This window comes from Janthinobacterium sp. TND4EL3 (assembly GCF_900156175.1).
Taxonomy (GTDB): domain Bacteria; phylum Pseudomonadota; class Gammaproteobacteria; order Burkholderiales; family Burkholderiaceae_D; genus Janthinobacterium.
The window spans coordinates 1-1,151 of the sequence record NZ_FTMV01000072.1 but is presented as its reverse complement, the minus strand read 5'-3'; the positions used below and the strand labels follow the sequence as shown (position 1 = coordinate 1,151).

The window sequence follows — 1,151 nt, the reverse complement described above, 5'->3', positions numbered from 1 at the left end:
CCCGGTGCCACCAACCTGCTGACGGCGGCTGCCTTGGCGCACGTCAACCGCCTGCCCGTGCTGCTCTTGCCCGGCGACGTGTTCGTCTCGCGCGCACCGGACCCGGTGCTGCAGCAGCTGGAAGACGGCACGGACGGCAGCGTCTCCGTCAACGATGCCTTTAAACCTTTATCGCGCTATTTCGACCGCATCGTGTATCCGGAGCAATTGCTGACGGCCTTGCCGCGCGCGATTGCTGCCTTGACGGACCCGGCCGCTTGCGGCCCCGTCACCTTGTCCCTGCCGCAAGACGTGCAGACGATGGCGTATGACTATCCGGCCGACTTTTTCAAACCGAGAGTCGTGCGTTTCCGCGCCGTGCCGCCCGTCGAGCAGGATCTGGAAGAGGCTGCCGCCTTGCTGCAAGCGGCGAAGCAGCCGCTGATCGTCGCCGGCGGCGGCGTGCTGTACGGCCAGGCCGGCGCCGCCCTGCAGGCGTTTGCCGAGCGCCACGGCATTCCCGTGGCGGAAACCCAGGCCGGCAAGAGCAGCTTGCCGTGGGACCACCCGCTGCAGCTGGGCGCCATCGGCGTCACCGGTTCGCCCGCCGCGAATGCGCTGGCGGCGGACGCGGACGTGGTGCTGGCCGTCGGCACGCGCCTGCAGGATTTCACGACGGGGTCCAATTCCCTGTTTGCGCAGGCGCAATTGCTCAGCCTGAACGTCAACAGCTTTGATGCGCTGAAACGCCGGGGCCTGGGTGTACAAGCGGACGCGACCCTGGGCTTGCAGGGCTTGTCGCGCCTGCTGGGCAGCTGGAGCAGCGATGGACAATGGCTGGAGCGCGCGCAGCAGGCGGCGCATGCCTGGCGCGACACCGTGGCGTCCATTACCGGCAAACGCGAGGTCGCCGGCTTGCCGTACGATGGCGAAGTCATCGGCGCCGTGCAGCGCTCTTCACTTGACTCCACCACCCGCGACATCGTCGTCTGCGCGGCCGGCACCTTGCCGGCCGAGCTGCACAAGCTGTGGAGAACATCGACGCCGGGCGGCTACCACATGGAATACGGCTACTCCTGCATGGGCTATGAAATCGCCGGCGGCCTCGGCGTCAAGATGGCCAAGCCGGAAGCCGAAGTCATCGTCATGGTGGGCGACGGCAGCTATCTGAT

At 67.2% G+C, this 1,151-nt stretch carries 1 protein-coding gene; it reads left to right on the top strand.

The window, feature by feature from the left end; genetic code table 11:
* A partial coding sequence (locus BXA07_RS29700; RefSeq protein WP_244556462.1) for a thiamine pyrophosphate-dependent enzyme occupies positions 1–1,151 on the top strand: 1,151 nt, incomplete at both ends.